This is a genomic window from Ornithinimicrobium sp. (assembly GCF_030537745.1).
GTDB lineage: Bacteria > Actinomycetota > Actinomycetes > Actinomycetales > Dermatophilaceae > Ornithinicoccus.
The window spans coordinates 1-25,310 of the sequence record NZ_JAUNVI010000045.1 but is presented as its reverse complement, the minus strand read 5'-3'; the positions used below and the strand labels follow the sequence as shown (position 1 = coordinate 25,310).

The 25,310-nt window shown below is 69.8% G+C and carries 21 protein-coding genes; 14 read left to right on the top strand and 7 right to left on the bottom strand.

From position 1 onward, the window contains the following. Together Q4P07_RS10305 and Q4P07_RS10300 are read left to right on the top strand one after the other, a co-directional pair. The coding region (locus tag Q4P07_RS10305; RefSeq protein WP_303374826.1) for a dihydrolipoamide acetyltransferase family protein at positions 1–757 on the top strand (757 nt) is incomplete at its 5' end. A gap of 20 nt (positions 758–777) precedes the next feature. Next, positions 778–1,194, top strand: coding sequence for a hypothetical protein (locus Q4P07_RS10300; RefSeq protein ID WP_303374825.1), 417 nt, complete (start codon positions 778–780; stop codon positions 1,192–1,194). Position 1,195: 1 nt separating this feature from the next. On the opposite strand, the gene Q4P07_RS10295 is transcribed toward Q4P07_RS10300, so the two are convergent. Genes Q4P07_RS10295 through Q4P07_RS10285 form a run of 3 tightly spaced genes read right to left on the bottom strand, consistent with a single transcriptional unit; the run spans position 1,196 to position 3,556 of the window. Beyond that, positions 1,196–2,023 carry a patatin-like phospholipase family protein gene (locus tag Q4P07_RS10295; protein ID WP_303374824.1) on the bottom strand — a complete coding sequence of 276 codons (828 nt, stop codon included), beginning with the start codon at positions 2,021–2,023 and terminating at the stop codon, positions 1,196–1,198. 10 nt (positions 2,024–2,033) lie between these two features. Then, positions 2,034–2,987: a maleylpyruvate isomerase family mycothiol-dependent enzyme gene (locus Q4P07_RS10290; protein ID WP_303374823.1), complete on the bottom strand. Its 954-nt coding sequence runs from the start codon at positions 2,985–2,987 to the stop codon at positions 2,034–2,036. A 44-nt stretch (positions 2,988–3,031) separates the two neighbouring features. Further along, complete coding sequence (locus Q4P07_RS10285; protein ID WP_303374822.1) at positions 3,032–3,556, bottom strand: hypothetical protein; 525 nt, start codon at positions 3,554–3,556, stop codon at positions 3,032–3,034. 181 nt (positions 3,557–3,737) lie between these two features. Between Q4P07_RS10285 and Q4P07_RS10280 the strand changes: the two genes are divergently transcribed. From Q4P07_RS10280 to Q4P07_RS10265, 4 genes are all read left to right on the top strand, one after another. Further along, positions 3,738–5,717 carry a cytochrome c oxidase assembly protein gene (locus tag Q4P07_RS10280; protein ID WP_303374821.1) on the top strand — a complete coding sequence of 660 codons (1,980 nt, stop codon included), beginning with the start codon at positions 3,738–3,740 and terminating at the stop codon, positions 5,715–5,717. Next, on the top strand, positions 5,714–6,535 hold the full coding sequence (locus tag Q4P07_RS10275) for a carbon-nitrogen family hydrolase (protein WP_303374820.1): 822 nt from the start codon (positions 5,714–5,716) through the stop codon (positions 6,533–6,535). The genes Q4P07_RS10280 and Q4P07_RS10275 overlap by 4 nt, the downstream gene beginning before the upstream one ends. Positions 6,536–6,607: 72 nt before the next feature. Further along, on the top strand, positions 6,608–6,844 hold the full coding sequence (locus Q4P07_RS10270) for a DUF6458 family protein (RefSeq protein WP_303374819.1): 237 nt from the start codon (positions 6,608–6,610) through the stop codon (positions 6,842–6,844). 46 nt (positions 6,845–6,890) lie between these two features. Further along, on the top strand, positions 6,891–7,310 hold the full coding sequence (locus tag Q4P07_RS10265; RefSeq protein WP_368660273.1) for a GtrA family protein: 420 nt from the start codon (positions 6,891–6,893) through the stop codon (positions 7,308–7,310). 27 nt (positions 7,311–7,337) lie between these two features. Here the strand turns inward: Q4P07_RS10265 and Q4P07_RS10260 are convergent, their stop codons facing one another. Beyond that, complete coding sequence (locus tag Q4P07_RS10260) at positions 7,338–9,215, bottom strand: acyl-CoA dehydrogenase (RefSeq protein ID WP_303374818.1); 1,878 nt, start codon at positions 9,213–9,215, stop codon at positions 7,338–7,340. 155 nt (positions 9,216–9,370) lie between these two features. Beyond that, positions 9,371–10,441, bottom strand: coding sequence for a glycerate kinase (locus tag Q4P07_RS10255; RefSeq protein WP_303374817.1), 1,071 nt, complete (start codon positions 10,439–10,441; stop codon positions 9,371–9,373). Between the two features lie 60 nt (positions 10,442–10,501). On the opposite strand from Q4P07_RS10255, the gene Q4P07_RS10250 reads away from it, so the two are divergent. From Q4P07_RS10250 to Q4P07_RS10220, 8 genes are all read left to right on the top strand, one after another. Further along, positions 10,502–12,118: an ABC transporter substrate-binding protein gene (locus tag Q4P07_RS10250; RefSeq protein ID WP_303374816.1), complete on the top strand. Its 1,617-nt coding sequence runs from the start codon at positions 10,502–10,504 to the stop codon at positions 12,116–12,118. Positions 12,119–12,164: 46 nt separating this feature from the next. Then, on the top strand, positions 12,165–13,115 hold the full coding sequence (locus tag Q4P07_RS10245; protein ID WP_303374815.1) for an ABC transporter permease: 951 nt from the start codon (positions 12,165–12,167) through the stop codon (positions 13,113–13,115). Further along, positions 13,112–14,008 (top strand): ABC transporter permease, encoded by an 897-nt coding sequence (locus Q4P07_RS10240; protein ID WP_303374814.1) that lies wholly within the window; start codon positions 13,112–13,114, stop codon positions 14,006–14,008. The genes Q4P07_RS10245 and Q4P07_RS10240 overlap by 4 nt, the downstream gene beginning before the upstream one ends. Then, positions 14,005–15,021 (top strand): ABC transporter ATP-binding protein, encoded by a 1,017-nt coding sequence (locus Q4P07_RS14365; protein WP_368660272.1) that lies wholly within the window; start codon positions 14,005–14,007, stop codon positions 15,019–15,021. The genes Q4P07_RS10240 and Q4P07_RS14365 overlap by 4 nt, the downstream gene beginning before the upstream one ends. Further along, the gene (locus Q4P07_RS14360; protein WP_368660271.1) at positions 15,014–15,940 is read left to right on the top strand and encodes an ATP-binding cassette domain-containing protein; all 927 of its coding nucleotides are present in this window, start codon (positions 15,014–15,016) and stop codon (positions 15,938–15,940) included. Before Q4P07_RS14365 ends, Q4P07_RS14360 begins: the two co-directional genes overlap by 8 nt. Position 15,941: 1 nt before the next feature. Beyond that, a complete protein-coding gene (locus Q4P07_RS10230; RefSeq protein WP_368660270.1) occupies positions 15,942–17,039 on the top strand; it encodes a P1 family peptidase in 1,098 nt (365 codons plus the stop codon). Between the two features lie 76 nt (positions 17,040–17,115). Further along, the gene (purU, locus tag Q4P07_RS10225) at positions 17,116–17,979 is read left to right on the top strand and encodes a formyltetrahydrofolate deformylase (RefSeq protein WP_303374813.1); all 864 of its coding nucleotides are present in this window, start codon (positions 17,116–17,118) and stop codon (positions 17,977–17,979) included. A gap of 87 nt (positions 17,980–18,066) precedes the next feature. Then, a complete protein-coding gene (locus tag Q4P07_RS10220) occupies positions 18,067–18,843 on the top strand; it encodes an SDR family NAD(P)-dependent oxidoreductase (protein WP_303374812.1) in 777 nt (258 codons plus the stop codon). Between the two features lie 90 nt (positions 18,844–18,933). Here the strand turns inward: Q4P07_RS10220 and Q4P07_RS10215 are convergent, their stop codons facing one another. Both Q4P07_RS10215 and Q4P07_RS10210 read right to left on the bottom strand, forming a co-directional pair. Then, positions 18,934–20,577: an AMP-binding protein gene (locus Q4P07_RS10215; protein ID WP_303374811.1), complete on the bottom strand. Its 1,644-nt coding sequence runs from the start codon at positions 20,575–20,577 to the stop codon at positions 18,934–18,936. Positions 20,578–20,620: 43 nt separating this feature from the next. Next, entirely contained in the window at positions 20,621–25,294 is a 4,674-nt protein-coding gene (locus Q4P07_RS10210; protein WP_303374810.1) for a non-ribosomal peptide synthetase, read from the bottom strand. Positions 25,295–25,310: the final 16 nt, after the last annotated feature.

Below are 25,310 nucleotides of genomic sequence, written 5' to 3'. Positions count from 1 at the left end.
GACGCCATACCAGCGTCCCAGCCTGGACCGCTCGGGACAGCGGGAGGAGCGCACCGACATCAAGGGCGTCACCAAGATGATGGCCCAGGCCATGGTCAGCTCGGCCTTCTCGGCTCCGCACGTGACCGAGTTCATCACGGTCGATGTGACCGCGACGATGGAGCTGATCGACCGGTTGAAGTCGGACCGCTCGTACGGCATGTCTGACGTCCGGATCGGCCTGCTGGTGGTGCTGGCCAAGGCGATGACGATCGCGGTGCGCCGCAACCCCGGCATCAACTCCGTCTGGGACGAGACGGCGCAGCAGATCGTGCGCCGCAACTACGTCAACCTCGGGATCGCCGCCGCAACCCCGCGTGGGTTGATCGTGCCCAACATCAAGGACGCCGACCTGATGGACCTGCGCCAGCTCGCCGAGGCGCTGCAGGACCTGGTCGCGACCGCAAAATCGGGCCGCACCCAGCCCGCCGACCAGGCCGGCGGCACCATCACGATCACCAACGTCGGGGTCTTCGGGGTCGACACCGGCACCCCGATCATCAACCCCGGCGAGTCCGCGATCGTCGCCTTCGGCGCGGTCCGCCGCCAGCCGTGGGTCGTCGGTCACGGCGCGGATGAGCGGATCGAGCCGCGCTGGGTCACCCAGCTCGCGCTGTCCTTCGACCACCGGCTGGTCGACGGCGAGCTCGGCAGCCGGTTCCTCGCCGACATCGCGCGTCTCCTGGAGGACCCGAGCCTCGCGCTGGTCTGGGGCTGACCTCCGCCTACCCTGGGGCCATGGCTTCCCGTCCGCGTCTGAAGGACCGGCTCTTCACGCTGCTGTGCACCGTCGCGGCAGCGGCGATCCTGGTCGCCGGGTTCTCCCGCGGCAACGCCAAGGTGGCGATCGTGGGCGCAGGATTTTTCTTGGGGTATGGCGTGCTCCACTCGGTGACCCGACGACTCACGCCCGCGGCACGGCTGCTCACCGGTGAGGACGCCGACGTCGCCGAGCGGCTGGCGCAGTTTAACGCCACCCGCATGGCAGGTCAGGCGGCGCTGGCTATCGCGCTGGTCGGCCTGATCCTGGAGTTCACGATCCAGTGGCCGCCGGGGGTCTGGGTGGCCGGAGCATGCCTGCTGGTGGTGGCGACCTTTGTCGGGGCGCTGTGGTTCTACAGCAGGGGCCACGCCCCGGGCACCGCGCGCAGCTGAGTCAGCCGCGGGCGGCTCGCACCAGATCCTCGGAGCGCTCCCGCGCCGCGACGACACCCGCCTCGATCGCTATCCCACCCTTGTGGAGGTCACTGATCTCCACACCGTCCATCACCGGGTCCAGCAGGACGTCGGGGCGATAGAAGGACAACCGAGTGGTCGTCAGCTGGGCCTGCATGACATCGATCGACCTAAACACCTCGCGCAGCGTCTCGCGCCCCGCCCGCCGCCGTGCCTTGGCCGCATCGTCCTGCTCGAGCTCGACCCGCACCAGCGGCGTCGCGTTGACCGCGATCACCCGCCGGGCACCCAGGAAGAGCGCGCCATCGACCGGCAGCTGGTTGAGGATGCCGCCGTCGACCAGCAGCGCGTCGCCCAGCCGGACCGGCTCGATGAACCCTGGATAGGCCGTCGTCGCCCGGATCGCGGTCCGCAGGTCACCCTGACGAAAGTAGTGGATCTGACCGTCGACGAGGTTGCTCGCGGTCAGCACGAGCGGCAACTCCAGCTCCTCGAAGGTCGCGGGCAGGTGGTCCTCCATGAGGCGCTCGAGGGCGCGGGTGCTGACCAGCCGCCAGCTCATCCGCCAGTCGATCAGCTGGGATAGACGCACGTCCTTGGCGATCCTCTGGAGCTCCTGCGCCTGGTAGCCGGCCGCGATGAAGGCCCCGACCAGGCCGCCCATGCTGGTGCCCGCGATGACGTCGGGATAGATCTGCAGCTCCTCCAGGACCTGCAGCACGCCGAGGTGGCACAGTCCCCGGGCGCCGCCTCCGCCGAGGGCGAGCCCGAGGCGTGGCTCTGGTCGTGCGACGACGTCGGTGGGCATAGGGAAGTGATCAGGGAGTAATCACGTAGGCGTCGAGCACCCGGCGGGCCAGGTCCTCGTCGCCGACTACCTGGTATGCCGTGTCTGCGGTCGAGCGCCGACCCGCGGCCCGGCGGGTGAGCGCGTCGGTCGACAACGAGATCGTGGTGATGTGCTCCGGGTGCGCCTCGGGTGCGCTGGAAGCGCCGTGGCTGTCGCTGTCGCCGCCGGTCTCGCTGGGCGCCTCCGTGTGGCCACTGAACAGCGCGCGACCGATCGGCTGGTCGGCCTCATCGACGCCGACCCGCACCCCGGCCCGGGCCACTACGGGACCGGTGGTCTCCAGGATCACCACCGTGCCCGGCTCCGCCTTGACGCGCCGGACCACGACCCGATCCAGGGCATCCATGATGTAGGTCGTCCACTGGCTGGCACCGGCACTGTCCAGCGAGCCGGGTCGGCCGACGAGCTCGCGCAGGTCCTGCTCGTGCACCCAGATGTCTGCCAGGCGCAGGCGGAGGAGCTCCTCGAAGGTGGCCTGCTCGCCCATGACCGAGGGCACCAGGGTCTGCGCCGTCAGGTCTGGGTCATACATGCTCGCCGAGCGCACCTCCATAAGACCGCGCAGCTCGGCGATCAGCTCGCCAGGGGAGCGGTCGCGACGGGCCTGCACGCCTTCTTCGATCCACACGCCGAAGTCGTTGCGCACGTGCTGAGGCGAGCCGACCTTGACCGCGCGGGAGTGCCGGTGGCCCGCCGCCTGCTCCGACCAGCCGGTGACGGGGTGGTCGGACCCGGACAGAATGTCCTCGAGGTGGACGACGTGAGCCAGGTGGTCGTGGGCGCTCCAGCCCGGACAGGTCGTCGGCTGCTCCCAGTCCGTGTCCCGCAGGCCGTCGGCGACACCCGCGAAGGAGGTGACCACGGCCCGATAGGCCTCGATGAGGCTCGGGATGTCGGTCGGCGGGGCGGGGTGGACTGGCATGCCTTCAGGTTAGCCTCGCGCCGGACCACCCGCGGTATTGGTGCTCAGCCCTCGCAGGCGGCGAGGAACTCTTCCTGCGCGGTCGCGGAATCGGCGACGACGATCGGCGGGAGCGAGATCTCTGCGTCCGAAGGGCTCAGTTCTTCGTCGTCCAGGATCACGTTGGACGCCTCGACGAAGGGGGCGTTGATCCGCTCGAGCAGAGCGGCCTGGTCGCCGTCAGTGGTGGCCGCCAGGTCCCGGATGCGCTGGCGCAGGAGGTTGACCTCACCGAAGGTGGCGGGGTCCTTGACCTCGCCGTTCTCCAGCATCGCGCGGTCCTTCTCAGCGCGATCGGCCAGCTTGACGGGCCCGCTCTGGAAGAAGTCGGCACAGACCTCGTCGCTCATCGCTACGGCGTCCGCCGGGGCCGAGGTCTGGGTCGCGTCGTTCGTCGAGCTGTCGGCGGCGCTGCTGTTGGTGTCGGGCGTGGTGCTCGGCTCATCCGTGGTGGAGCAGGCGCCGAGGGCCAGCGGCAGGCTCAGGGCCAGCGGCAGCATAGCGGTCAGGGCCAGATGTTTCGTGCGCATCAGTGTGTGTCCTCTGTCGTTCGATTCTCGGTGGTCGTGCTCGGTGTTTCGCAGCTCGCGTGAGGACGCGAGGCGACCGCATGCAACTGTTGCTGACCCCCGCGCCCCGTCGCTGCGACCTCCTATTCTGCCAAACGTCCCTGATCCGGCATCGTCAGGGTGGGCGCCTAGCATGAGGGGTATGCCGTCGCCCTCGCCGTTGCCGCGCCTGCTGGGTGGCTGGGGGGCGCCGGTGTTGATGTTCGTTATCGCGCTGGTGGTCGCGGTGCCGGCGGCGGCGCTGTCCGGGGCCACCACTCCGGTCGTCCTGGGGGATGCGGGCGCGGTCGTGCGCTGGGGTCTGCCCCTCGTCGGGATCCTGCACGACCTAGCGGCCGCGCTCACGATCGGTCTGCTGTTCGTGGCTGCCTTCCTCGTGCCGGAGGGGCCGTCCAGTGATCGCCGGGGCACCGCGGCCAGGGCGGCAGTCGGCTCGGCAGCGGTGTGGCTGGTCACGGTCGTGGTGGGGTGGTATCTCAGCTTTGGCGAGCTGGCCGGCGTGCCCCCGAACACCCCCGGCTATCTCGGCGACCTGTGGGCCGCCACCTGGCAGCTGGAGTTCACCCGGCTGATGGCGATCGAGGCCATCGCGGTCGCGGTCCTCCTGCCGCTGGCTGCGTGGGCGCGCACGAAGACGGCCCTCGCCTGGGCCGCCGTGCTCGCCCTCGCCTCGCTCGCGCCCGCCGCCTATTCCGGCCACTCCGCCGGGACCGTCGGCCACGAGACCGCCGTCACCGCGCTGGGTCTGCACCTGGTCGGGCTCAGCGTCTGGGTCGGCGGCTTGCTGGCGATCGGCCTGTTGCTGCCGATCCTGGGGCCGGCGCTCCCGATCACGGTGCAGCGCTTCTCGACGGTCGCGGGCTGGGCGTTCGCCATGGTGGCCGTCTCCGGAGTGCTCTTCGCCAGCGTGACCATCGGTTCGCCCACGAGGCTGGGCACGTCATACGGGATCATCGTCCTGCTCAAGGTGGGTCTGCTGCTCCTGCTCGGTGTCGCTGGCTATCTGCAGCGCCGCGCCATCGTCGCCCGAGGTGTCGACAGCCCGCGCCGCTTCGCGTGGATGGCCAGCGGCGAGTTGGTGCTGATGAGCCTCGCTGTCGGGCTCGGTGTGGTCCTGACCCGCACGCCGCCACCGCAGTCGATCCCCAAGGACCGTGACATCGCCCTGAGCCTCACCGGCTTCCCGATGCCGCAACCCTGGGACTGGGGCCAGATGCTCACCGCCTGGCGCGTCGACTGGCTCTTCGCGTTCGCCGCGCTGACCGCAGTGGGCCTCTACGCGTGGGGGGTATGGCGGCTGCGTCGTCGCGGGGACTCGTGGCCGTGGTGGCGGCTGCTCGTGTGGGTGCTGGGCTGGGGCCTGCTCGTCTATGTCACCAACGGTGGTCCGGGCGTCTACGGCAAGGTGATGTTCTCGATCCACATGGTCGAGCACATCGCCCTCATGATGGCCGTCCCCATCCTGCTCGTCCCCGCCCAGCCGATCACCCTGGCGCTGCGGGCACTGCCCAAGCGCCGCGACAAGACGCTGGGTCCGCGCGAGCTGTTGCTGGCGGTGGTGCACTCGCGCTGGGCCACGTTCTTCGTCAACCCGATCGTGGCGGGGACCATGTTCTTCGCCAGCCTGGTCGCGTTCTACTGGAGCGGTCTACTGGACTGGGCGCTGACCACGCACACCGGGCACGTCGCCATGGTCGTCCATTTCTCGATCACCGGCTATGCCTTCGTCTGGGCGCTGATCGGGCGCGACCCGGGGCCGCCCAAGTGGCAGGCACCCTTCCGGATGCTCGTGCTCATCGCCACCCTCGCGGCGCACGCCTTCTTCGGGTTGGCGCTGATGCAGGGCGCGTGGCTGCTCGCCCCGGAGTTCTACAAGACCTTGGCGGTGCCGTGGGTGCCGGACCTGCTCGTGGACCAGCAGCTCGGAGGCGCGATCGCGTGGGGGATCGGTGAGGCGCCCACGCTGGTCCTGATGATGTTGGTGGCGGTCGATTGGATGCAGCGCGACTCTCGCGAGAGCATCCGCTATGACCGCAAGGCCGCGCGCGACGACGAGGCCGAGCTGCGGGCCTACAACGCGCGGCTGCAGCAACTGGCGACCCACGACAGGAGATCGACATGAGGATCGCAGTGATCCAGCTGGCCTACGGAGACGGCGACCAGGAGTCCGTCCAGGAGCGTGCCGCCCGGGTCGCCGACCTCGTCCGCGAGCACGGCGCCGGGCACGACCTGGTCCTGCTGCCCGAGCTGTGGAGCGCGGGGTGCTTCGCGGTCCGTGACTGGCAGGGGCGCGCCCAGTCGCTGGCCGGCGAGGACCTGCCGCCCGCGCTCGCGCCGCTGGCCGCCGCAGCGCGCGAGACCGGGGTGGTGCTCCATACCGGCTCCGTGGTCGAACGCACCGAGGCGCCGGGGCAGGAGGGACGACACCTGTGGAACACCTCGGTCGTGCTCGATCCGGCAGGTAGGCCGTGTGCCACCTATCGCAAGGTGCACCGCTTCGGCTTCGGGTCCGGTGAGCCCAAGCTGATGGAGGCGGGGACCGAGCTGGTCGTGCTCGACCTGCCGGCACCCGCGCACGAGCTGACCATCGGCCTCTCGACCTGTTATGACCTGCGCTTCCCTGAGTTGTATCGCGCCCAGCTCGACCTGGGCGCGCAGCTCTTCCTCATCCCGGCGGCCTGGCCGCAGGCCCGTGTCGAGGCCTGGCGCCTGCTGCTGCGTGCGCGCGCGATCGAGGACCAGTGCTTCGTCGTCGCCTGCAACACCGCAGGCACCCACGCAGGGCAGACGATGGGCGGCTACAGCGCGATCATCGACCCCTGGGGCACGGTGCTGGCCGAGGCCGGCACGGAGCAGGAGGTCCTCTCGGTCGAGATCGACTCGGCCGCCGTGGCGAAGGCTCGCGAGTCTTTCCCTGTCCTGCGGGACCGCAGACTCTAGGTGTGGCGGTTCGACAGGCCCGCCCCAGCACCAACCATTAGGCTGGTCGAACCCCAACGGAAAGGCACCATCATGGGCATCGGCCTCGGTATTCTCCTGCTCGTCCTCGGCGCGATCCTGGCCTTCGCCGTGGAGATGAACGTCAGCGGCATCGAGCTGTCCACCATCGGCTATATCTTGATGGCCGCGGGGGCGCTCAGCCTGATCCTGAGCCTGGTGATGAACACCCAGCGCACCAACACCACCCACCGCGAGGTCGTCGACCGGCACACCGACGCCGACGTCCGACGCCGCGACGAAAGTCTCTGACCCTCCCCGCTCGGCCGCCACTCGCTTCGCTGCAGCGCGTGACGGTCTGCACGCGCGGCTGCCGCGCCGCCTGCGGTCCATCATCCCGGCGACCGCGATTGGTTTTGCGGCCCTCAGCACCCTGACCTATGCCATCGACCTGGGGCTGCTCGCCGTGGCCTTCGACGTCTTGCGCCTGCCCTATCCGGCCGCGGTGACGCTGGGTTATGTGGTGGCGTTCGGGCTTGCCTTCGTCCTCAACCGAGTGCTGAACTTCCAGTCCCATGGCAATGTCCAGCGACAGACCGGCAGATATCTGCTCACCGTGGTCGCGAACTATGTCTTGTTCATCCTGCTGTTGTCCACGACGCTGGAGGCGATCGGCGTGCAGTTCCTCGCGGCCCGCCTCATCGCGGGTGCCTGCGAGGCGGTCTTCATCTACCTCATGATGCGGGTCTATGTCTTTCGGATCAAGCGTTATCGCTGAGCCGTCCGACTGTTGGGCGGGGGAGGCTCAGAAGGCGTCCTCCGGGAGTTCCATCAGCGAGGTGTCGACGCCGGTGATGATGCGTCGGTCCGAGCCCAGGCGGGGCAGGATCTCGCTGGCAAAGAACTTCGCCGCGGCGACCTTGCCCTGCAGGTAGGCCGGGTGGGCGCCGGCGCCGCTCTCCCCGGGCTCGCCGGAGTCGAGAAGACGCTGGGCCACCTCCGCCTGGCGCAGGAGCAGCCAGGAGATCACCAGATCGCCGGCGGCCAGGAGCAGACGGGTGGTGCCCAGCCCCACGGCATACACCTGGGTGGGGTCCTGCTGCGAGGCGATCGCCTTCTCGGTGCAGAACTCGACCATCGCCTGCACCTCGCCGAGCGCACGGGAGACGGCGCTGCGTACGTCGTCCAAGCCGTCGTCCGCCGCAGCTGAGGTGGTCGTCAGGATCTGCTGCGCGACATACCCGAGGGCGGCTCCCTTGTCGCGCAGGATTTTGCGGAAGAAGAAGTCGATGCCCTGGATCGCGGTGGTGCCCTCGTAGAGCGAGTCGATCTTGGCGTCGCGGACGTACTGCTCCAGCGGGTAGTCCTGCAGGAAACCGGACCCGCCGAAGGTCTGGAGTGACTCGGTGCCCAGCAGCACCCACGCGCGCTCGGAGCCGCAGCCCTTCACCAGCGGCAGCAGGAGGTCGTTGACGCGTGCGGCCATGGCGGCGGGGGAGTCGGCCTCGACCCGCTCCGCGCCCGAGGCGGCCTGCGCGGCATACACCGTGTCCTGGAAGGTCGCGGTGTAGAGCATGAGCGCCCGCAGACCCTCGGCATAGGACTTCTGCAGCATGAGGGAACGGCGCACGTCGGGGTGGTGGGTGATGGTGACCCGCGGCGCGGCCTTGTTGCTCATCTGCGCCAGGTCAGCGCCCTGCACGCGCTCCTTGGCGTAGTCGAGGGCGTTGAGGTAGCCGGTCGAGAGGGTCGCGATCGCCTTGGTGCCGACCAGCATGCGGGCATATTCGATGATCCGGAACATCTGCGCGATGCCGTCGTGGACCTCACCGAGGAGCAGGCCGACGGCCGGGTTGTCCTCGTCCTCACCGAAGCGCAGCTCGCAGGTGGTGGAGACCTTCAGGCCCATCTTGTGCTCGATGTTGGTCACCTGGACGCCATTGCGCTCGCCGAGCTCACCGGTCTCCAGGTCGAGCACATGCCGGTCGCTGACCAAGAAAAGCGAGAGCCCCTTGGTGCCCGGCCCGGCGCCCTCGGGGCGGGCGAGCACGAAGTGGATGACGTTGTCATAGAACGGCGCGACGCCACTGGTGATGAAGCGCTTGACCCCGGTGAGGTGCCAGGTGCCGTCGCTGGCCTTGGTGGCCTTGGCCCGTCCCGCGCCGACGTCGGAGCCGGCGTCCGGCTCGGTCAGGACCATGGTGGCGCCCCAACGGTGGTCGATCATGAGCTGGGCCAACTGCTGCTGCTCGGGGGTGCCGAGGTGATAGAGCACCTGGGCGAAGGTGAAGCCGGCGGCAAACATCTTCACGGCCGGGTTGGCACCCAGGACCAGCTCGTTCATCGCCCAGGTCAGGCTCGGCGGGGCAGGGGTGCCGCCCAGGCTCGCGTCGATCTCCAGGCGCCACCACTCGCTGTCCAGCCAGGTGGCGTAGGAGTCCTGGAAGGACTGGGGCATGGTGACCTGGCCGGTCGCCGGGTCGAAGACCGGCGGGTTGCGGTCGGAGTCCAGGAGCGAGGCACCAATGGGGCCTTCTGCCAGCCCAGCGACCTGGTGCAGCACGTCGCGCGCCGTCTCGGTGTCGACGTCGGTGAACGGCGCCTTGCCCAGCACCTCACCTCGCCCGAGCACGTCAAAGAGGGTGAATTCGATGTCGCGCACGTTGCTGCGGTAGTGACCCACGGTGCTCGCCTTGCCCTTCCGAGTATCCGATACTCACGGTACTTGTTTCTGGTGAGTAATCTTCGCCTACGACGACGGGTCGCGGCAAGGGGGGTGGTCTTCCTCTGACCGGGCGGTCGCTGTTGCCAGTCCGGACGGTCGGTGTTGTCAGCGTGTCAGCGACGACCGTTCGGTGTGTCAAGGGGGACCGCCCGGTCGAGGGCGGAGAGCTGCTCGGTGACAGCTCGGGTGATCGAGTTGGCGGTGTCGTGCCAGGAGGCCTCGCTGCCGTACGTCTCTGAGAGAGACACGGCCCTCAGCTGGGCCAGCCGGTCGGCGGGGGCGTCGTCGCGGATGACGCCGGCGATCGCGATGACGGGTATGCCGTGCACCTGCGCCAGGTCGAGGACGCCGCCGATCACCTTGCCGTTGAAGGACTCTGCGTCAAGCGCGCCTTCGCCCGTCACCACGGCGTCGGCCTGCGCCAGCGCGGCGTCCAACCCCACCTCCTCCGCGACGAGTTTCAGGCCGGGGACGAGCTTGCCGCCGAGCACGACGAGGGCGCCACCCAGGCCGCCGGCAGCGCCGCCGCCTGGGAGCGTGTCCAGGTGGACGCCATAGTCGTCCAGGTAGTGCTTCTGCAGCTTCTCCAAGCGCTCGGTCAGCTCTAGGACCTGCTCCGGGGAAGCGCCCTTCTGGGGACCAAACACCTTGGCCGCGTCGGTGAAGACCGTCTGCACGTCACAGGCCACCAGGATCTCGGCCCCTCGACCAAACGGTTTTTGCCCGTGCAGCCCCTCCAGGACCGCCTCGACCGCAGCCAGGCCGCCGTCGGTCATGGCCGAACCGCCCAGACCGACGATGACGCGCTTGGCGCCGGCCTGGATGGCCTCGGCGATGAGCTCGCCGCTGCCCCGGCTGGTCGCTGCCATCGGGTCGTTGTGGCTCCCGCCACCGGCGATCGCCAGGCCGGACGCCGTCGCGCATTCGACGACGGCGACCCTGTCCGCCCCGAAGCGCCAAGCCGCCCGGACGGGACGACCGGCCGGGCCAGTGACGACCGAGACGCGGTTGGCGCCACCGAAGGCGTCCAGCATCCCCTCGCCACCGTCGGCCATCGGTCGGCGGATGACGTGCCAGCCAAGAGGCTCGGCTCCGGCCGCCACCGCCTCGACGACTTCAGGGGCAGTGAGGCTGCCGCGAAACTTGTCGGGAGCCACGAGAAGGACGCGTGCGCGGTCGGCCATGTTCAGAGACTATCGGCACCCACTGGCGCGGGGGCAGGGTGATGAAGCATGATGCGCCTTATGACTCCAACGTCGACGAAGTCGAAGACCCGGGCCCTGGTGGCCGCGATGGCCACCACCGCACTGCTGGCGGGATGCAACGCCGGAGCAGGCACGTCGCCCTCGCCCTCCCCCTCGCCGGCCCCCAGCGACGGGGCAGCGGCTCCCGGAGATGCCGGCGCCACCAGTGATGGCAGCTCGAGCACCAGTGACGTGGCGTCGGGCAGTGACGAAACCGTGCGGGTGGGTCTGGTGGCCGAGCCGGCCAGCCTGGACTTCACCACCACCGACGGAGCTGCCATCCCCCAGCTCCTGCTCGACAACGTCTACGAGACCCTGGTCACGGTCGACGTCACGTCCGGTGAGCTCGTGAGCGCGCTGGCGCAGGAGTGGGAAGTCAGCGACGACAACCTGACCTACACCTTCACCCTCAAGGACGGGGTGAAGTTCTCCGACGGCGCAGATTTCACCGCCGAGGACGCAAAGTTCTCCCTGGAGCGGGTCAAGTCCGACGCCTGGACGACCAGCCTGAAGACGCAGATGGACGTCGTCGACTCGGTCGAAGCCAAGGACGACACCACCCTCGTCGTCACCCTCACGCAGCCGAGCAACCGTTTCCTCTACTCCCTCAGCACCCGGATCGGCGCGATGTTTGACACCGAGGGCGTCGACGACCTGGCGGGCAGCCCCATCGGCACCGGCCCCTACACCTTCGGCTCCTGGGACCGCGGCTCCAAGATCACCCTGGAGCGCTACGCCGACTATCACGGCGACGCGCCCTACTTCGCAAACGTGGAGATGCTCTACTTCAAGGACGCCAACGCGCTCAACAACGCGATGCTCACCGACGCCATCGACGTGGTCTCCACGGTGCAGGCGCCGGAGTCGCTGGCAGAGTTCGAAGGCGGGGACTACCAGATCATCGAGGGCACCACCAACGGCGAGATCGTGCTGTCGATGAACCAGATGGAGGGCAAGCCGCTGGCAGACAAGAAACTCCGGCAGGCGGTCCGCTCCGCCATCGACCACCAGATGCTCATGGACACCTGCTGGGCCGGGCGCGGCACCCTGATCGGCACGATGGACCCGCCCACCGACCCCTGGTATGAGGACCGCACCGGCGACTACCCCTACGACCTGGAGAAGGCCAAGACCTTGATCAAGGAGGCCGGGGCCGAGGGCCAGGAGCTGCGACTGCGCATCCCGACGCTCCCGTATGCCGTCGCGTGCGGCACGGTGGTCGAGTCCATGCTCGAGGACGCGGGGCTGGCGGTGACGGTCGATGAGCTCGAGTTCCCCGCCGCCTGGTTGGAGACGGTCTTCACCAACAAGGACTTCGACATGTCGATCGTGGCGCACGTGGAGCCGCGCGACATGGCCAATGTCTTCGGCAGCCCGGACTACTACACGACCTACGGCACCGATGCGATCCAGGCGCTCTTCGAAGCGGCCGACACCGGCACTGAGGAGGAGCAGGTCACCAAGATGAAGGAGGCCGGCGCGCTGATCAGCGAAGACGCCGCCGCCGACTTCCTCTTCCTGCTGCCCAACCTGATGGTGGCCGACCCGGACATCACCGGCCTGCCCACCAACGCAATCAAGGAGTCGTTCGACCTATCCGACCTGGGCCGCGGCTGATCCGGGCCGCCCGGGCTGCTGACGACTGACGACGGGCCCCCTGCCGATGCTTTTGCGCCTCCTGCACCGCACGATGGTCTTTGTGCTGAGCGTGCTTCTTGCCTCGGTCGTGGTCTTCGGCTTCATGCGCGTGCTGCCGGGGGACCCGGCCCGCGTCGCCCTCGGGATCAACGCCTCTGACGCGGCCGTCGGCCAGTTGCGCGCGCAGTTCGGCCTCGACCGCCCCATGCTCGTGCAGTATGTCGACTGGGTGCGCGGACTGGTCACGCTCGATCCCGGGATCGAGTTCATCTCCAAGGCGCAGATCGGCCCGCAGATCGCGGACCGACTGCAGGTCACATTGCTCCTGGTGCTGACCTCGATGGTCCTCGCGATGATCATCGCGGTGCCCGCCGGGCTCTGGATGGCCGTGCGGCACAAGCGCGCCGATGGCGTGGCGATGTCGGCCGTGTCCCAGCTCGGGATCGCGGTGCCGGCCTTCCTGGCGGGCATCATCTTGATCTCCGTCTTTGCGGTGCGCCTGCGCTGGGTGCCCTCCGGGGGCTGGGTGGTGCCGGGGCAGGATCCGCTCGGCTTCCTCCAGCGGCTGGCGCTGCCTGCGATCTCGCTCGCGCTCGTGCAGGCAGCGGTGCTGGCGCGCTACATCCGATCGGCCGTGCTCGACGTGCTTCGGGAGGACTACCTGCGCACCGCCCGCGCCAAGGGGCTGCGCCCGCTGCCGGCCTTGTGGCGGCACGGCCTGCGCAACGCGGCGGTCCCCGTGGTCACCGTGCTCGGGCTCCAACTGGCCACCCTGCTCATCGGTGCGGTCGTGATCGAGCGGGTGTTCGTCATACCCGGCCTCGGCTCGCTCCTGCTCGACTCGGTGGCCAAGCGGGAGCTGCTCACCGTCCAGGCGGTCGTCATGGTGCTGGTCGTGGCCGTCCTGCTCATCAACTGGGTCGTCGACACGCTCTACCTGGTCATCGACCCGAGGCTGAGGACGGGGGCGCGATGACCGAGGCGATGCAGGGGGTCCCCGCGGTCGGACCGTTGGGCGACGGTGACGTTGAGGTGGTGGCCGACGGTCGGCGCCGGCGCGCGCTCAATCCTGCGTTGGTCATCGGTGGCACCATCGTGATCGCGATCATCGCGCTCGCGCTGGTGTCCTACGTCTGGACGCCATACGCCCCGATGCGGGTGCTGCCCACCAAGCCGTTCCAGACCCCCAATGCAGAGCACTGGCTGGGCACCGACAAGCTGCGGCGCGACGTCTTCACCCAGATCCTCGTCGGGGCGCGCACGACCCTCTACGTCGGGCTGGTGGCGGTCGGGGTCGCGGCCGTGGTGGGAGTGCCGGTCGGCATCCTCGCAGCCATGTCACCCGGCTGGCTGGGGCAGGTCATCATGCGCACCAACGACGTGCTGCTCGCCTTCCCCGCCCTGCTGCTGGCGATCATGTTTGCCGCGCTCTACGGCGGGTCCACGCGGGTCGCCATGATCGCCATCGGGATCGCCACCATCCCGGCCTTCGCGCGGATCACCCGCTCCGGTGCCCTCGGGGTGATGAGCACGGAGTATGTCGCCGCGGCGCGGGCCGCGGGCCGCTCCCGGTTCGGCATCGCCTCGCGGCACGTGCTGCCCAACGTGGCAGGACTGGTCATCGTGCAGGCCTCGGTGAGCTTTGCGATCGCGATCCTGGCCGAGGCGGCGCTGGCCTACCTCGGCCTGGGCACCCCCACCGGCCAGGCGTCCTGGGGGAGGATGCTCTATGAGTCGCAGACCACGCTGCGCTCCGCGCCGCACCTGGCACTCATCCCTGGCGCCGCCATCGCCTTGTCGGTCCTGGCCTTCAACCTCTTCGGGGACGGCCTGCGCGACTGGCTCGACCCCAAGCTGGAGGACCGGTGAACGAGCGCACCGTCCTGCGGGTCGAGGGCCTGGACGTCGACACTGCGCGCGTCCCGCTGCTGCGCGACGTGACCTTCTCCATCGACCGCGGTGAGCGGGTCGGGCTGATCGGTGAGTCCGGGTCCGGCAAGTCGCTCACGGCGCTCGCGGTGATGGGGCTGCTGGGCCAGGGGCTGCGCGCCTCGGGGCAGATCTGGCTCTCCGGGCGGGCATCAGCGACACGCAACCTGCTGGAGATGCCCGAACGCGACCTGGCGCGCCTGCGCGGCGACGCGATGTCGATGGTCTTCCAGGAGCCGATGACCGCGCTCAACCCGACCATGCGCATCGGGGCGCAGGTCGCCGAGGTCATGCTCATCCACCGGACCCAGGCTTCCCCGGCAGCGGCCCGCGCCCGTGCCGTGGCGCTGCTGGAACAGGTCGGGCTGCCGGACCCTTCGCACATGGCCCGGGCCTATCCGCACGAGCTCTCCGGCGGCCAGCGCCAACGTGTCGTCCTGGCCATCGCGCTGGCCAACGACCCTGCCCTGCTGATCTGCGACGAGCCGACCACCGCCCTCGACGTCACCGTCCAGGCCACGGTCTTGGACCTCGTCGTGCGCGGTGTCGAGCAGCGCGAGGCCGCGATGCTCTTCATCACCCACGACCTGGCGGTCGTCGCGACCGTCTGCGAGCGCGTCCTGGTGATGTATGGCGGCCGCGTCGTGGAGGCCGGACCCGTCCACGAGGTCTTTTCCGACCCGCGCCACCGCTACACCCAGGGCCTGATCGCGGCCAGCGACCTGGTGGGCGCGCAGGGCCGCCGGGGGCGTGCCTCGCTCCCGACGATCCCTGGCTCGGTCCCTCCGGCCGGCCGCTTCCCCGCGGGGTGCGTCTTCCGCAGCAGGTGCGGCTATGCCACGCAGGTGTGCGAGCAACTGCCCCCTTGGCAGGCGCGGGGCGAGCACCCGGCCGGCGACTCCGCCTACGGCTTCGCCTGCTTCCACCCGGCGGGCGGTGACAGCGATGGCTGAAGCCAGCAGCCCGGAGCAGCAGCTCGCCGTCGACATGGTCCCGGACGAGGCGGCCGACATCGCGGTCCAGCTGCGCGGGCTCAACCGGGAGTTTCGACGTCGGCGCACCTCCTTGCGCGAACCTGCGCCGGTGGTGCGCGCGGTCCGGGATGTCGACCTGAGCATCGCTCGCGGCGAACGCTTCGGGCTGGTCGGGGAGTCCGGCTCGGGCAAGTCGACCTTGCTGCGGATCATCTGCGGGCTCGATAAACCGACCTCCGGTGAGGTGTATGTCGAGGGCCGGCCGATCCACGACCAGCCGTCATGGCGGCTGGGGTGGCTGCGTGAACGCCTGCAACTGGTCTTCCAGGACCCGATGAGCAGCCTCGACCCGCGCATGCGGGTGCGCGAGATCATCGCCGAGCCCCTTGTCGCGCAGGGCAAGCGGGAAGGGAAGCGGGAGCGCGTCGATGAGCTGCTCCAGCGGGTGGGCCTGTCCGTGGAGGACGCCGACCGCTATCCCCACCAGTTCTCTGGCGGTCAGCGGCAGCGCATCTCGGTAGCCCGGGCCCTGGCGCCCAGGCCAGGCATCCTGGTGGCCGACGAACCCGTCTCTGCGCTTGACGTGTCCGTCCGCGCCCAGGTGCTCAACCTCATCGACGAGGTCGTCGAGAGCTTCGACCTGACCCTCATCTTCGTCAGCCATGACCTGTCCGTGGTGCGCCACGTCTGTGACCGGATCGCGGTGATGCGCCGAGGCGAGATCGTCGAGCTGGCGCCGACGGAGCAGCTGTTCACCGACCCGCAGCATGACTACACCAAGTCCTTGATCGCGGCCATCCCCCAGCTGAGGACGGCGCTGGCCGGACGCAGCGCCCAGGACCTGGCGCAGGACGTGGCCCAGGACACTGCGGTGACCCACGACGTGGACGGAGCCTGACGTGCTCATCGAACTGACACCCGGTGCGACCAACACGCTGACCGACGTCGAGGGACTGCGCGTGGGCCATCACCAACGGACCGGCGAGGGCTACCTGACCGGGACCACCGTTGTGCTGTGCCCGCCGGAGGGTGCGTTGGCTGGCGTCGATGTGCGCGGCGGGGGACCGGGCACGCGCGAGACCGATCTGCTCGACCCGAGCAACCTGGTCGACCGGGTCCATGCAGTGACGCTGTCCGGAGGTTCGGCCTTCGGCCTTGCTGCCGCTGACGGAGCGATGCGGTGGCTCTTCGAGCGGGGCCGTGGCTTTGATGTGCATGGCACCGGAGAAGGTCACGTCGTCCCGATCGTCCCCGCCGCAGTCATCTTCGACCTGGGCCGTGGAGGTCGGTGGGGCGCGACACCGGGTCAGGAGTTCGGCGCACTGGCGTGTGCAGACGCCGAAGCTGCTTCGACGGCCCAGCAGCTGGGGTGCCTCGGCGCAGGCACCGGCGCCCAGGTCGCCGGCGGACTCAAGGGCGGGATCGGCGCGGCCAGCGCGGTGCTCCCTGACGGGACGGTCATCGCGGCCCTCATGGTCCTCAACGCGGTCGGCTCGACCGTCGACCCGCGCACGGGCGAGCTCTATGGCGCCCGGCACCTCCTGCCCGGTGACCTCGACGACATACCAGGCCTGGCCCGCGGCGCCACCCTGCGCCCGCCCGCCGCCGACGAGGTCGCCCGGTCACGCGAGCTGGCCTTGGACGCCGGTGCGGACGGCAGGCCCAGGACCCTGGCCACCACCATCGGCGTGGTCGCCACCGACGTCGCGCTGAGCACGACCCAGTGCCGCCGGCTCGCGATGAGTGGACACGACGGGATGGCGCGGGCCGTCGTGCCGGTGCACACCATGTATGACGGGGACACGATCTTCGGCCTCTCGACCGCGCGGCGTGGGCCCGCCGACCCGCTGACCTTCCACCTGTTGCAGCACGCCGCCGGTGAAGTGGTGACCCGTGCGCTGGTGCGCGCGACCCTGGCCGCTGCCTCCGTCACCACCCCGGCCGGGAGCTGGCGCTCCTATCCCGACGCGTTCCCCAGCGCGCTCGCCCTCGCCTGACCACCCGCGTGAGCACCCCGCCTGGCACCGGACGGGCGGTGGTGACAGACCAGCCGGGCCACATACACTCCAGCGCGTGACCCCCGAGCCCGGACGCGCCTTCGTCCTCACCCTGTCCTGCCCGGACCGTCGCGGCATCGTGCACGCGGTCTCCGGCGCGGTGCTGCAGGTGGGGCTGACCATCACCGATTCCCAGCAGTTCGCGTCGGGCAGCGGTGAGTTTCACCTGCGGATGGAAGCCGCTCACGATGACGGGCAGATCGACCTCGAGGAGCTGCGTGCAGCCTTGGCGCCGGTCGCCGCGCAGCTCGACGGGCAATGGAGCGTCCTGGACGTGTCGCGGCCGCACCGTCTCCTGGTCATGGTCAGTCGGATGGGGCACTGTCTCAACGACCTCCTCTTTCGCACCCGCACCGGGCAGCTCCCCGTCGTGATCCCCGCGATCGTCTCCAACCACGACGACTTCCGCCGCCTCGCGCAGTGGCACGACATTCCCTTCCACCACCTCGCCGTCACGCCCGAGTCCAAGCCGCAGGCCGAGGCGAAGCTGCGGGAGCTCATCGCCGAGCACGACGTCGACACCATCGCGCTGGCGCGCTATATGCAGGTGCTCTCGCCCGCGCTCTGTGCCGATTTCTCGGGCCGGATCATCAACATCCACCACTCGCTCCTGCCCAGCTTCAAGGGCGCCAAGCCCTACACGCAGGCCCACGATCGTGGCGTCAAGGTCATCGGCGCGACCGCTCACTACGTCACCGCCGACCTCGACGAGGGCCCGATCATCGAGCAGGACTTCCGCCGGGTCGACCACCGCAGCTCGCCCGAGCAGCTGGCCGTCCAAGGCCAGGAGCTCGAGGCGGCGGCCTTCTCCCGCTCGATCCGCTGGCATGCCGAGCAGCGCGTCGTGCTGCGCGGCAACCGCACCATCGTCTTCAACTGACCGGACGGTCGCTGTGGCCGGACCGAACGGGGGTTGTGGCCAGACCGACCGAGCGAGCACCGAGCCTGATGCGCCACAATCGCAGGTATGACGTCACTGGACTATGCGCAGATGTTTCGGCTGGACGGACGGCACGCAGCGGTGCTGGGGTGCGGGGGGATCGGTGCCGAGGTAGTTGCCGGGTTGGCCTCCCAGGGTGCCCGGGTCACTTGCCTCGACAAGGAGCTCGCCACGGCGCAAGCCGCGCTCGAGCGGGCACCCGGCGGATCGGCCCACCCGGTCGATGTCCTTGACCCGGACTCCCTCGACGCCGCGGCCCAGCAGGCCGGTGAGGTCGATGTCTTGGTCCTCACAGCCGCGATGAACGTGCGCAAACGCCTCCTGGACTACACCGGCGAAGAGTTCGACCGGGTCGTCAACCTCAACCTTCGCGGCACCTTTAATGCCGTTCGCGCGTTTGCGCCGCAGATGGTGACACGCGGCAGCGGATCGATCATCACCTTCACCTCTATCCGTGCGGTGACGGTCGAGCCGGGGCAAGGCGTCTATGCCGCCACCAAGGCGGGCGTGATGCAGTTGGTCCGGACCTGGTCAGCTGAGCTTGGGCCGGCCGGGGTGCGGATCAACGCGGTGGCGCCCGGAGTCGTGGAGACCCCGCTCACCCAGCAGATCCGTGACGACGATGCATGGGGTCGGGCGTATGCAGAGAAGTCGGCGCTCGCGCGCTGGGCCCGGCCAGCAGAGATGGTCGGTGCGGTGTGCTGGCTGGCCTCGGATGCCGCGAGCTTCGTGACCGGCAGTCAGGTGATGGTTGATGGTGGGTGGACGGCGATCGACGGGCGGTTCACGCCCCCCTTCGGCTGACGACCGGCAGCGGCGACCGCTCGGTGTGGCTGTGGCGACCGTTCGGTGTGGCAACGGCGACCGTCCGGTGTGGCAGGGGCGACCGCCCGGTCAGTCGGGGAGGAGCTTCTCGCCCTGGTCGCGGAGATCGATCTTGCGGACCTTGCCCGTGACGGTCATGGGGAACTCGTCGATGACCTGCACATAGCGCGGCACCTTGTAGTGGGCGAGCTTGCCGCTGGCAAAGTCGCGCAGGGCAGGGGCGGTCAGCGCAGTCGTGCCGGAACGCATGCGCACCCAGGCCATCAGCTCCTCGCCATACTTCGCGTCCGGGACCCCGACGACCTGGGCGTCCACCACGTCCGGGTGCGTCAGGAGGAACTCCTCGATCTCTCGGGGGTAGATGTTTTCGCCGCCGCGGATCACCACGTCCTTGAGTCGGCCGGTGATCTCGACATAGCCGTCCTCGTCCATCACGCCGACGTCCCCGGTGGCCATCCAGCCGTCGGTGATCGCCTCGGCCGTCTTCTCTGGCTCCTCCCAGTAGCCGAGCATCACGGAATAGCCCTTGGTGCAGAACTCCCCGGCCTGCCCGCGCGGGAGGGTCTCGCGGGTGAGCGGATCGACGATCTTGATCTCCAGGTGCGGACCGACCCGCCCGACAGTGCCGACCACCTTGTCGAACGGGTCGTCCGGTGAGGTCTGCGTGGACACCGGTGAGGTCTCGGTCATGCCGTAGCAGATCGTCAGCTCCTCAATGCCCGCCTCGATTAGCTTGCGCATCACAGACGCAGGACACAGCGACCCGGCCATGATCCCGGTCCGCACGCTGGCCAGGTCCTCGACCGCAAAGTCACCGCGTTCGATGAGCTCCCACTGGGCGATGAACATCGTCGGGACGCCATAGACGGACGTGCACTGCTCCTCGCGGATCGCGGTGAGCGTCTTAGCTGCGTCGAACCCCGGCGAGGGGATGACGGTGCAGGCCCCGTGCGAGCTCGCTCCGAGGTTGCCCATCACCATGCCGAAGCAGTGGTAGAAGGGCACCGGTAGGCAGATGATGTCCTCTTCGGTGTAGGAGCAGCCCTCCCCGACGAAGAAGCCGTTGTTGAGGATGTTGCGGTGCGAGAGGGTCGCGCCCTTGGGGAAGCCGGTCGTGCCGGAGGTGTACTGGATGTTGATGGGGTCATCGGGGGACAGGGAGGCCTGGATTTCCTTGAGCCGGGCATGGGTGACCTGGTGGGCGCCGTGCAGCAGCTCCTCCCACGAGGCCTGACCGATGACGACGACCCGGGACAGGGCGGGGCAGTCGTCCAGGACCTCCTCGACCATCGCTGGGTAGTTGCTCAATCTGAACGACTCAGCCACCACGATCATGCGGACACCGGACTGGTTGAGGACGTGGGCCAGCTCGTGGGTCCGGTAGGCGGGGTTGATGGTGACCAAGATGGCCCCGAGCTTGGCGGTGGCGAACTGCACCATCGTCCACTCGGCGCAGTTCGGCGCCCAGATCCCCACCCGGTCCCCGGTGACGATGCCCGCCGCCGCCAGGCCGCGGGCCAGGAGCTCCACGTCCGCCAGCAGCTCCCCATACGTCCACCGTCGGCCGGAGGCCATCTCCACCATCGCCTCGCGCTCACGGTGCAGATGAACGGTGTCGTCGAGGTTGTCGCCGATTGTCTGTTCCAGCAGCTCCGTGTCCATCGCCCCGATGGCGTGGGCGAGGGCGGGCTCGGTGCGGTCGCTAGCGGACATGGCACCATCTTGCCCTGCGCGGTCGGCGCGGGTGGCGCTCAGGTCAGCTGCGACGAAACCGTTCGACGTAGTCGGGCGGCAGTTCGCGTTCGAGCAGGTGCAGGGGAGCGGCGCCGACCCCCGCTGACGTCAGCGCCTCCCAATAGATCCCGGCGAGCGCGGCGTCGACCACGCCGTGCACCACGGGGAGGTCTGGCTGGTGTGCCTGCAGCAGAGACTCGAGCTGGCATGACGCGAGAGTGTCGGAGACGCGCAGGCTCATGATCCCGGCGAGCTCACCGCCCGTCAGAAGGTCCTCGACCGGCTGGCGGACGACCGGTCCGCAGCTCAGCAGGCCACCACCGACCATGAGGATGTCCCCGGCGCTGTCCATCCGGCGTCGCGCCGCGGTGATGTCGAAGCAATACGGGAAGGAGTCGTCGACGACGATGGTGCCGGGCCGGAGACGATCGACGTCGAAGGTCCCCCCGCTGCCGCTGATGGCGGCGATGATCACGTCGGCCTCATAGACCTCTGCCGACAGTGCGTCTTCGGAGCAGGCGATGGTGACGCGACCCGGGTAGCCGGCGGCGGCGATCTCCCGGGCGAGCGTGGCCAACTGAGTCCTGCGGCTGGGTATGTCGCACAGGACCAGGCTCGAGGGGTGCCCGGCTCGCGCGAGGAAGAGTCCCAGGGCGGAGCGGCCGATGGACCCGATCCCGATGAACGCGACCGTGCTCTCGCCGACGTCGCGCCGCGCCTGGTCCATGGCCGCGATCGCGGTCTTGACGACGGAGGCCGCGGTGGCGGCGTGCCCCGTGGAGACGCGCGCGTCCGCGGCACCGACCCGGGTGACCACTGCCATCCCGTATGCCGTGTGGGCCGGGATCATCCCGGCCAGGGAGACGCACCGGGCGCCGAGTCTGCCGGCGTGGACGACCGCCTCGGCGGTCTCGCGCACCAGAGAGTCGCCACCTCGGGTCGCCAGCTCGTCCGCAAAGAGAGGGAGGCAGACGAACCCCGAGCGCCCCAGAGGTGTCGTCACCTCTTCCAGCAGTCGGGCCCGACCGTCGGGGAAGACACGGTTGCGGATCGCCTCTCGCGAGGCCTCCGACCACGGCATACCTGCGTAGGTCAGCAAGTCCCGCGGTGCCGGGAGGTATCCCACGATGGCCGCGTCCAGAGCCCTGCTGACGGGCGTGGTGCGAGGCGACGGTTTGACCTCGACGGCGGCCTCCAGATCCCGGCGCAGCTGCTGGGCGACGGTGTCGAGCTGGGTGGGCGTGACCACCTCCGGCGATGCCCGCAATGTCACGCGCAGCCCGTCGGCCTCCGGGCGGGCGGTGAGGAAGAAGTCGGTGCCGACCAGAGGCGGTCCCAGGTCCTCCTCCTGCGCGTCCCAGGTCAGACTCAGCGTCCGGCCGCCTATCGGCCCCAGCGAGCGGAAGTCGAGGAAGCTGAAGACGAACTGTGCACCGAAGGCGGCGCCCAGCCCGGTCGTCGTCGGCGCCCCCCCACGTCGCTGGTGCAGGTGCTGCTGCCGATGCTGCTGCTGCATCGTCGCGCCCTCGGTCCGGGCGCTCGTCACGGCCCGGCTGAGGTGGCGCAACTGCTGGCGGAAGGTGTCGCCCGGGCGCGTGACCCGCAGCGGCACCAGGTGCGCGAAAGGACCGATGAGGCGGGTGATGTCAGGCAGGAGGTGGTCCCGCCCGGTGGTCGCGACGCCGAGCACGAGGTCGGGTTGGCCGCTCAGGTCGGCGAGCGCGCGGTAGTAGGCGGTCAGCAGCGGAGCGTAGGGCGTGGCCCCCTCGGCAGCTGCCAGCCGGCTCAGCGCAGCGCTCGTGGGAGCGTCCAGGAGGAAGGTCGCCCTCGGAGCAGTCGGACTGCCGTCGCCGCCGTCCGGCTCGGACCGGAGCGAGGGGGCGATGTATGGAGTAGGCGACTCGTTGTCCCGCCCGTGGACAGACCCGTCGCTCCTGGAGCCCTCCCCCTGCAGGAGCGCGACGTAGTCGCGGAAGGTGCTGCGCACCGGCGGCAGCCCGGCTGGCTGCCCGGAGACGAGCCCGTCGTAGATCGCCATGAGCTCCTGCGCCAGGAGCACGATGCTGTAACCGTCGGCGATGGCGTGGTGGCCGTGCACCAGGAAGACGAACTCCTGCGGCGAGAGCTCCAGGAGGCGCAGCCGCACGAGCGGCCAGCCCGAGGAGTCGAACCGGTGCGCACGCTCCTCGGCGACCCGCAGAGGCAACTCGTCCGCGCCGATGACTTCGTGGGCGACGGTGAGGCGCGAGGGCGAGGAAACCTCCTGCTGCACCGGCGGTCGCGCCTGCCCGTCGATCGCCACCCGGAGCATGAGGTGGCGGCCCACGAGCAGGTCGATCGCGGCCTGGAACAGCTCACGCTCCAGCGGGCCGGTGAGACGCAGGCACGTGAGCCAGCTCGACCGGGCCTGCGGGGACACCGCCTCCGCCAGCAAGAACCCTCGTTGGGCCGGGGTCAGCTCGAACGGCCCGTCGTCGTCGACGGCGAGGCCCTCCTGCCCAGGGCTCTGGTTCGTCGAGGCGGGGGGCGTGGCGTCGATGACCCTGGCGAGGTCGGCGAGCCGGCGATGGCGATAGATCGCGGTCGGTGCCGGCAGCGCAGGCACGTGGGGCGCCAGCGCGGCGAAGACTTCCAGCACCGCGATCGAGTCACCGCCGAGCGCAAAGAAGTCGTCGTCCCGCAGCACGTGGTCGACGTCGAGGACGGCACGCCATACCTCAGCCAGGAGCCGCTCTGTGGGGGTGCGGACCGGGTCGCCGACCCGCTCCGGGAGGGGGGTCGCGCTGGCGGGCAGGAGAGCAGAGTCCACCTTGCCCGCCGGGGTCAGCGGCATGTCCTGCACCAGCCGGACCTGGGCCGGGACCATGTAGTCGGGCAGCCGGGCGAGGAGATGCTCGCGCAGCACCCGGACGACCTCTCCGGGCGGTTGGTCGTCGGCCGAGGGGCGGGCAGGCTGGACGTAGGCGATGAGACGCGGCGCGTGGTCTGGGTGGGCCTCCGTCAGGACGGTGGCGCGCTCCACGTCAGGGTGGAGCGCAAGGACTGCGGCGATCTCGCCGGGTTCGACGCGGTGTCCGCGGATCTTGACCTGCTCATCGGTGCGTCCCAGGAACTCCAGCTTGCCGTCAGTGCGGCGAAGGACCCGATCACCCGTGCGGTAGTAGCGCCGGCCGTCCCGCTCGACGAACGCCGCTGCCGTCAGCTCGGGCTCGTCGAGGTATCCCGCCGTCACGCCAGGACCCGCCAGGAGCAGCTCGCCGGGCTCATCGGGTGCGCAACTGCGTCCGTCCGGGCCGACGATGTCGATCATGGTCTGGGCGACCGGCCGCCCGATGGGGAGGCGCGTCTCCGTCTGGTCGGGCGGTGCGTCGATGACCTCGTAGGTGGCGTTGATGGTGGCTTCGGTCGGACCGTAGAGGTTGGCCATTCGGTGTCCGAGTCCGAAGAGGTCGAACCAGCGCCGCACGTGCGCGGGGCTCAACGCCTCCCCACCCATGTGCATCCAGCGCAGCGCCGAGAGGTCCGGCAGGGTCCCGGTCTCCGCCTTGCGGCGTTCGGCAGCACGCAGCAGCTCTGCCCACAGCGTCGGCACCGAGCTCCACACGGTGATCCGGTGGCGTTCCACCTCGGTCAGCAGCGCTCGCGGATCGCGAAGGACCTCCGGCGCGATCACCACGATCGTGGCCCCGACCAGCAGCGGCGCGAGGAGTTGGCGGACCGAGGCGTCAAAGGAGATGGAGGCCGTCGCAGCCATCCGGTCGGTGTCGGTGTAACCGAACGTGGCGACGGCCCAGTCCAGGTAGGTCGTCATCGCGGCGTGCGTGACGGGGATGCCCTTGGGCCGGCCGGACGTCCCGGAAGTGAAGATGAGGTAGGCGTCGTCCTGGTCGCGGGCAGGGGAGAGGGGGCCCGCAGAGGCGTGGGAGCGGTCAGCGGCGAGGGAGAGGTCGGCGAGTGCCGGGGGCAGATCGTCCAGGTCGATCAGCACCGGTCGGCGCAGCTCCTGGGCCAGTCGGCGCGTGGAGGCGTGACAGATTACCGCTCGGGTGTCCGCGCGGGTGGCCTGGTCGAGGAGCCGTGGCAGGGGGTGCCGCAGGTCCAGCGGCACCCAGACTGCTCCGGCGTAGAGGACGCTGAGGATCCCCACGACCGTGTCTGCGCCAGGCGCGGTCAGCAGCGCCACGCGGTCCTGGGGCTGCACGCCGTCCCGGCGGAGCCGTCCCGCCAGGTGGCGGGCCGCGTGATCGAGCTGCGCGTATGTCGTCGCCGCGCCACCGTCCTGGACGGCCACCGCCTCCGGCGTGCGAAGGCACTGCTCGTGGATCCGCTCCGCGACCCCTTGGGGGGCCGCTGGGCTGGCGCTCTGCGCCGCTGGGCTGGCGCTCTGCGCCGCCGAGGTCAGCTCGGATAGCAGCCCCTGCGTGAGGTGCTCGATCGTTGCGGGCGCGAACAGGTGTGCTGGGTAGTTCCACGAGAACTGCAGCGCCCCGTCGAACTCCCAGCAGACCAGGCCAAGCCGGGTGGCCGCGGAGGCGGTGCGCGCGGCGGTGGTGGTGATGCGGACCGGGCACCCAGGCTGAGTCTGCACCGGGAACCGGGCAAAGCTGAAGCTCGCGTCGCCGGCCGTCCGCGGCGCGGCGTCCAGCGCAGGAAGGGCCCTGGCCAGGTCCAGGGTGGTGACGCTCGCGTGCCCCATCGTCTCCAGCCAGGCC

Excerpts from the sequence above, each read along its gene's own strand:
- Q4P07_RS10300 (WP_303374825.1), top strand. The coding sequence starts at position 778 with ATGGCTTCCCGTCCGCGTCTGAAGGACCGGCTCTTCACGCTGCTGTGC.
- Q4P07_RS10295 (WP_303374824.1), bottom strand. The coding sequence starts at position 2,023 with ATGCCCACCGACGTCGTCGCACGACCAGAGCCACGCCTCGGGCTCGCC.
- Q4P07_RS10290 (WP_303374823.1), bottom strand. The coding sequence starts at position 2,987 with ATGCCAGTCCACCCCGCCCCGCCGACCGACATCCCGAGCCTCATCGAG.
- Q4P07_RS10285 (WP_303374822.1), bottom strand. The coding sequence starts at position 3,556 with ATGCGCACGAAACATCTGGCCCTGACCGCTATGCTGCCGCTGGCCCTG.
- Q4P07_RS10280 (WP_303374821.1), top strand. The coding sequence starts at position 3,738 with ATGCCGTCGCCCTCGCCGTTGCCGCGCCTGCTGGGTGGCTGGGGGGCG.
- Q4P07_RS10275 (WP_303374820.1), top strand. The coding sequence starts at position 5,714 with ATGAGGATCGCAGTGATCCAGCTGGCCTACGGAGACGGCGACCAGGAG.
- Q4P07_RS10270 (WP_303374819.1), top strand. The coding sequence starts at position 6,608 with ATGGGCATCGGCCTCGGTATTCTCCTGCTCGTCCTCGGCGCGATCCTG.
- Q4P07_RS10255 (WP_303374817.1), bottom strand. The coding sequence starts at position 10,441 with ATGGCCGACCGCGCACGCGTCCTTCTCGTGGCTCCCGACAAGTTTCGC.
- Q4P07_RS10250 (WP_303374816.1), top strand. The coding sequence starts at position 10,502 with ATGACTCCAACGTCGACGAAGTCGAAGACCCGGGCCCTGGTGGCCGCG.
- Q4P07_RS10245 (WP_303374815.1), top strand. The coding sequence starts at position 12,165 with ATGCTTTTGCGCCTCCTGCACCGCACGATGGTCTTTGTGCTGAGCGTG.
- Q4P07_RS10240 (WP_303374814.1), top strand. The coding sequence starts at position 13,112 with ATGACCGAGGCGATGCAGGGGGTCCCCGCGGTCGGACCGTTGGGCGAC.
- Q4P07_RS14360 (WP_368660271.1), top strand. The coding sequence starts at position 15,014 with ATGGCTGAAGCCAGCAGCCCGGAGCAGCAGCTCGCCGTCGACATGGTC.
- Q4P07_RS10220 (WP_303374812.1), top strand. The coding sequence starts at position 18,067 with ATGACGTCACTGGACTATGCGCAGATGTTTCGGCTGGACGGACGGCAC.
- Q4P07_RS10215 (WP_303374811.1), bottom strand. The coding sequence starts at position 20,577 with ATGTCCGCTAGCGACCGCACCGAGCCCGCCCTCGCCCACGCCATCGGG.
- Q4P07_RS10210 (WP_303374810.1), bottom strand. The coding sequence starts at position 25,294 with ATGGGGCACGCGAGCGTCACCACCCTGGACCTGGCCAGGGCCCTTCCT.